We start from the raw sequence: 6,276 nt of genomic DNA, 5'->3' as shown, positions 1-6,276 counted from the left end.
ACCGCGATTTCGCTTCCTTCACCGTCAAGTATTCGTTCTGAGCCACCAGGGAGGGCAGACGATGAAATTGATCAAGAAAACCGCGCTGACAACGATTGTCGGCGCTACCGTTCTGGTGGCCGGCATGGCCCAGGCCAATGTCAGCGCCGACAAGGCCGCCCAGTTGGGCGGCAAGTTGACGCCGATGGGTTCGGAGAAGGCCGGCAACGCTGCCGGCACGATCCCCGCGTGGGATGGCGGCATCACCCGCGCTCCCGCCGGTTACAAGATCGGCCAGTCGCATATCGATCCGTATGCGGCCGACAAGATCAAGTTCCAGGTGACGCCGGCGAACTACACGCAGTACGCCGACCAGCTTTCGGAAGGTCAGAAGGCGATGTTCCAGCGCTACAAGACCTTCCGCATGGACGTGTATCCGACCCGCCGCAGCGCGTCGTTCCCGCAGCGCACGTACGACTTCACCAAGAAGAACGCCACGGCCTGCAAGCTCGTTGCCGACGGCGAAGGCATCCAGGGTTGCGCGGAAGGCTTCCCGTTCCCGATTCCGAACAATGCCTACGAGGCGATCTGGAACCACAAGCTCAAGTACAAGGGCCTGTCGGTGCGCAGCTATTCCAACCAGGCGGCGCCTACCGCCAGCGGCGCGTTCACGCTGGTTCGTCTGCAGGAAGAAATCCTCGGTCTGTACTACAAGCCGGGCAACACCTCCGAGTCGATCAACAACACCTTGCTGTACTACAAGCAGGACGTGCTGGCTCCGGCGCGTCTGGCCGGTGGCGTGCTGCTGGTCCATGAAACGCTGAACGCCAAAGCCGCGCCGCGTCAGGCCTGGGTCTACAACCCCGGTCAGCGCCGCGTGCGTCGTGCGCCGAATGTGGCCTACGACAACCCGGGTACCGCGTCCGACGGCCTGCGCACCAATGACATGACCGACATGTTCAACGGCGCGATGGACCGCTTCAACTGGACCTTGGTCGGCAAGAAGGAAATGCTGATTCCGTACAACGACTACAAGGCCGACAGCAGCAATACCAAGGTCGCCGATCTGGTCAAGCCCGGTCACATCAATCCGGACTACATCCGCTACGAGCTGCATCGCGTGTGGGTGGTGGATGCCAAGCTCAAGCCCGGCGAGCGTCACATCAACAGCCGTCGTACTTTCTATCTCGACGAAGACAGCTGGCAGATCGTGATGGTTGATCACTACGATGGCCAGGGCAAGCTGTGGCGTTATTCGGAAGCCCTGCCGATCAACTACTACGAAGTCCCGACGCTGTGGACCACGCTCGAGTCGCATTACGACCTCAAGTCCGGCCGTTACATTTCCGGCCTGCTGGACAACCAGGACAAGCCGCGCGACTTCAGCTTCCAGAGCACACCGGCCGACTACTCGCCACAGAATCTCCGCGACAGCGGCGTTCGTTAATCAAGCCACACCAGCCGCGCCCATCAGGGCGCGGCTGCTTTCCGGGCCTCGTGCGTGCCGATGCCCCCAGGAGAGGATTCGATGTCCCCAATTCGTCTTCGCAGCACGCGCCTCGCTGGCGCCTTGCTGGTCGCACTGACCCTACCGATTTTTGCGCAGTCGCCGCCCGCTGGTCCGGCCGCGCCTGCCACACCCGCGGCTGATCCCGCGATTGCCAAGGACGATCCCGCGGTTCTTCCCGCCGAGATCGAGCCGCGCGCCAGTCGTTCGCTGCTGCTCGACATCGTGCAGACCACTTCCGGCCTGTTCGCGGTTGGCGAGCGCGGCAACGCGCTTACTTCCAGCGATGGCAAGACCTGGACGCAACTTAATCTGCCAACGCGCTCCGCACTCACCGCGATCGCCACCGCCGACGGCGAACTCTGGGCCGCCGGCCACGATGGCGTGATCGTGCATTCCTCCGATGGTGGCCAGACCTGGAACCGGCAGCGTGTCGCGCCGTGGTCGGCCGACAGCAAGGAAGTCACCAACGGTGCGCCCATTCTCGATCTGTTGTTCACCAGCGCCAAGGACGGTTACGCCGTCGGCGCCTACAGCCTGATGCTGGTCACCCACGACGCTGGCGCTACCTGGACGCCGAAAAAAGTTGCCTTCGCTGCTGCGCCTGCCGCCAAGGCCGGCGCGCCCAAGGGCGACGACTGGACGATGAGCAGCGACCAGCTCGCACTCGGCGACGAGGCCGATCCGCATTTCAATGCGATCGCGCGTACCGCTTCCGGTGCGATGGTGATTGTCGGCGAACGCGGCACCTTCCTGCGCTCGACCGATGCCGGTGAGACCTGGGCGAAAGCGAAATTCCCGTACCAGGGTTCGATGTTCGGCGTGTTGTCCTGGCCGGACGGCGGCGACCACATCCTCGCCTTCGGCCTGCGCGGCAACGTCTACGAATCCAACGATCTCGGCAATACCTGGAGCAAGGTCGAAACCGGTGGCAAGACCTCGTTGCTTGGCGGCCAGGCGCTGGCCAACGGCGGTGCGATCCTGGTCGGTGCCAACGGCACGGTGCTCACGCGCAAGGACGGTAGCTCGCCCTTCGTCGCCAGCACCTTCTCCAATCAGGCTGGCGACATTCCGGTGTTGTCAGGCGTGCAAGCGACCGGCAGCGGCCAATACGTGCTGATCGGCGACAAGGGTGCCGATCTCTACCTTCCGAAGTGATGGAGTTCCAATGAGCGCTTTCAGTCGCTTCGCAGAAAGAATCGTTTTTGGCGCACGGCCCGCGGTGCTGATCACCTTCGCGGTCGTCACCGTGCTGATGGCCTTCATGGCCTCGCAGCTGAAAATCGACGCCGGCTTCAAGAAGCAGATCCCGCTGCAGCACGAGTACATGAAGACGTTCCTGGACTACGAACAGGACTTCGGCGGCGCCAACCGCGTCCTGGTTGCAGTGATGGCCAAGGACGGCAACATCTTCAGCCAGAGCTACATGGCCACGCTCGAACACGTCACCAACGACGTGATCAATCTCGATGCCACCGACGACGCACGCGTGCGTTCGCTGTTCACGCCCAACGTCCGCTTCATCGAGGTGGTCGAGGACGGCCTCGCCGGCGGCAACGTGATTCCGCAGGATTTCTCGCCGAACACCGCCGGTTTCGTCGCGCGCCCCGATCAGTTCGACACGATCCGCGCCAACATCGTCAAGGCCAACATCGTCGGCCGTTTCGTCGCCAAGGATTATTCCGGCGCGATGATCTGGGCTGACCTGATTCCGGAAAACGCCGGCCCGAAGCCGCTCAACTACCAGGAGATCGGCCACCAGCTCGAGGCGATCCGCGCGAAATACGAAACCGATTCGCCGTCCTGCCGCCTCGCCGAGCAGGGCAAGCCGGTTGCGGGTGCGAAAGGCGTCTGCGTGCACATCATCGGTTTCGCCAAGATGGTCGGCGACATCACCGATGGCGCGCAGTCGGTGATCAAGTTCTTCGCGATCACCATCGCTTTCACCTGGCTGCTGCTGTTCTTGTATTCCTCGTCGGCCAAGCTCGCCAGCCTCACCGTGCTGTCGGCGCTGATCTCGGTAGTGTGGATGCTCGGTGCGCTCAAGCTCATGGGCTTCGGCATCGATCCGATGAACATGCTCACGCCCTTCCTGATATTCGCGATCGCGGTCAGTCACGGCGAGCAGATGATCAACCGCTTCCGCGGCGAAATCTTCTTCGGCGGTCTTGAAGAGGGCAGCGTCGAGGAATTGCGCGAACGCGCCAAGTTCGCCGTGCCGCCGCTGGAAGCCGCGCGCCTGTCCTTCCGTATGCTGCTGGTGCCCGGCACCGTGGCCTTGCTGGCCGGTTGCATCGGTTTCGGTGCGATCTGGTTCATCCCGATCCAGATGATCAAGGAGCTCGCGATCACCGCCACCGTCGGCGTCGCGATCACCATTCTCACCGACCTGATCCTGCTGCCGGTGCTGCTGAGCTACACCAAGTTGCGCAACCTCGATCGCAAGCGCGCGTTCCGCCTGCGCCAACTCACTCAGTTCGACAAGATCTGGCTGGCGCTGTCCAAGCTCAGCCGTCCGTCGGCGGCGATGGGCGTGATCGTCGTCGGTGCGGTGATCTGGTTCTTCGCCTGGCAGTACGGCAATCGCGTGATGGTCGGCGACGCCCAGAAAGGCGTGGCGGAATTGAAAGCCGACGCGCGCTACAACATCGATGCCGGCGTGATCAGCAGCAAGTTCGCGCTCGGTGTCGACATCCTCAGCGTCATCGCCGAAGCCGCGCCGGGCGCCTGCACGGGCAGCTACAAGGCGATGGAAACGATCGATCGTTTTGCCTGGCACATGCAGAACGTCAAGGGTGTCGAGCAGGTGCTGACGCTTCCGATGGCGGCGAAGATCGTCAACGCCGGCTGGAACGACGGTTCGATCCGCTGGCGCGTGTTGCCGCGCGATCCCGATACGCTGCGCCAGGCGACGCAAAGTTTCGAGACCGATTCGGGCCTGCTCAATGCCGACTGCAGCGCGATCCCGGTGACCATTTTCACTTCCGACCACCAGGCGACGACGATCGACCGCGTGGTCGCAGCGGTAAAGAAATTCCGCAGCGAGAACGGCGTCTATACGCCAGGCGTGAACCTGCAGAAGCAGCTCAAGGCCAAGACCGACGCCGACCCGAGCTTCCATAGCGATCAGGTCAATCTGCGCCTGGCCACCGGTAACGTCGGCGTGATGGCGGCGATCAACGACACCGTGCGCGAGAAAGAGCATTTCATCCTCTATCTGCTCTACGGTGCCGTGTTCGTGATGTGCCTGATCAGCTTCCGCAGCCCGCGTGCGGCGCTGTGCATCCTGCTGCCGCTGGTACTGGTGACCGAGCTTGGCCACTCGCTGATGGTGCAGCTGGGCATCGGCATGAAGATCAACACGCTGTGTGTGGTCGCACTCGGCGTCGGCATCGGTGTCGACTACGGCATCTACATTTTCGCGCGCATGCGCGAGGCGATGAATTCCGGCAAGACGCTGAGCGAGTCCTACTTCATCGCACTCAAGACCACCGGCATCGCGATCTTCTACACCGCGCTGACGCTGGCAGTGGGTGTGGCGATGTGGATGTTCTCCGACCTCAAGTTCCAGGCCGACATGGGCATCATGCTCACCTTCATGTTCGTGGTGAACATGCTCGCCGCGATCATCTTCCTGCCAGCGCTATGCCGCTGGATCCTGCGTCCCGGCGAGAAGGACGATTGGACGCCGCATGTGTCGTTGGACGGAAAAGAGCAGGTCTGACCTGTTCCCGATCCGGCAAATCAGAAAAAGAAAAACGGGCTTCGGCCCGTTTTTTCTTGCCTCGAAAATCGCCAATCGTAGGAGCCAGCTTGCCGGCGACCATACCTACCTGGAAGCGGTGTCCGCCCAAGCTTATCCGCTTGCCGAGATGGACCTTCGAAAACCACTTCGTCCTCGCACCCGCGACACCGCGGCCGACGGGGAATCCGTGCCGGTTCGGTCGACACATCCTGTGCCGACTCACCGTCGCAGGCCATCCCTGGCCTGCTCACGGACACACTCCGTCGACCACGATGTCGCTCTGAAATAACGTCGGATTGTCTTAAAGAGCGAATCTTGTTCCGCTCGATAGAGTCAATGTCGTTGCCGCACCATCCAATCCAGGGCGACAGCTTCCAGACAAACGGGTCGAATTGACAGAGCGCTCTCGAAATTCATGGGGAGACTGTGAGCCGGCCAGGGACGGCCGGCGACGGTGAGTCAGCACAGGATGTGCTGACCGAACCGGCATCAGTCGGACCGTGGATTTCGAGAGCGTGGGTGAGGCGAAGAGATTTTCTGTCAACGCAGCCGAGGAAGTGGTTGCGGCTGACGTCGCTCCTACGAATGTCCGGCGTCAGATTCTGCTCGCGGAAACAATCTCGCGCGATTTCGCAAGATTACGCAGCCCGATGATCAGCACGCCGCCGAGTACCATCGCGCCACCCAGCCACAGGCGCGGGCCGACTTGGTCGTGCAGGAAGATGATGCCGAGCAGTGTCGCCAGCAGCGGCGTCGCCAACAGATACGGCGTGACCTGCGCGACCGGGTGTCTCTGCATCAATACGTAGTAAATGCCGTGCCCGACCAGCGAGGCGATGACCGCCGCGTAGGCGACACCGGCCCAGGCCACCCAGCTTGCGTGGCTTGCGGCGGCCAGCGCATTGGGTTCGACGAGCAAGCTCCAGAGCAGCAACGGCCCGACGCCGATCATCGCCGCCCAGCCCTGCTGATTTACCGCGCTCATGCCCTTGAGGCCGCGCAGGAAGACCGTGCCCAGACCAAGAAAGAACGCCGACACCAGCAT

Annotated in this window: 4 protein-coding genes; 3 read left to right on the top strand and 1 reads right to left on the bottom strand. The window is 62.3% G+C overall.

Annotated features, from left to right (window positions below; genetic code table 11):
- Nucleotides 1-61: 61 nt before the first annotated feature.
- The 3 genes from VKM35_RS01040 (at nt 62) to VKM35_RS01030 (ending at nt 5,210) form a co-directional block, all read left to right on the top strand.
- Entirely contained in the window at nt 62-1,426 is a 1,365-nt protein-coding gene (locus VKM35_RS01040) for a DUF1329 domain-containing protein (protein ID WP_324317439.1), read from the top strand.
- Between the two features lie 81 nt (nt 1,427-1,507).
- Nucleotides 1,508-2,644 carry a WD40/YVTN/BNR-like repeat-containing protein gene (locus VKM35_RS01035; protein WP_324317437.1) on the top strand — a complete coding sequence of 379 codons (1,137 nt, stop codon included), beginning with the start codon at nt 1,508-1,510 and terminating at the stop codon, nt 2,642-2,644.
- Nucleotides 2,645-2,654: 10 nt separating this feature from the next.
- The gene (locus VKM35_RS01030; protein ID WP_324317435.1) at nt 2,655-5,210 is read left to right on the top strand and encodes an efflux RND transporter permease subunit; all 2,556 of its coding nucleotides are present in this window, start codon (nt 2,655-2,657) and stop codon (nt 5,208-5,210) included.
- Nucleotides 5,211-5,826: 616 nt separating this feature from the next.
- On the opposite strand, the gene VKM35_RS01025 is transcribed toward VKM35_RS01030, so the two are convergent.
- The coding region (locus VKM35_RS01025) for a DMT family transporter (RefSeq protein ID WP_324317433.1) at nt 5,827-6,276 on the bottom strand (450 nt) is incomplete at its 5' end.

Origin of the sequence: Arenimonas sp. (genome assembly GCF_035312645.1) — a bacterium.
In the GTDB taxonomy this organism is placed as follows: Bacteria; Pseudomonadota; Gammaproteobacteria; order Xanthomonadales; family Xanthomonadaceae; genus Arenimonas.
The sequence above is the reverse complement of the archived record's forward strand: the minus strand, read 5'-3'. Positions and strand labels throughout refer to the sequence as shown.

Coding starts and splice junctions, on each gene's coding strand:
- VKM35_RS01040 (WP_324317439.1), top strand. CDS start 62: ATGAAATTGATCAAGAAAACCGCGCTGACAACGATTGTCGGCGCTACC.
- VKM35_RS01035 (WP_324317437.1), top strand. CDS start 1,508: ATGTCCCCAATTCGTCTTCGCAGCACGCGCCTCGCTGGCGCCTTGCTG.
- VKM35_RS01030 (WP_324317435.1), top strand. CDS start 2,655: ATGAGCGCTTTCAGTCGCTTCGCAGAAAGAATCGTTTTTGGCGCACGG.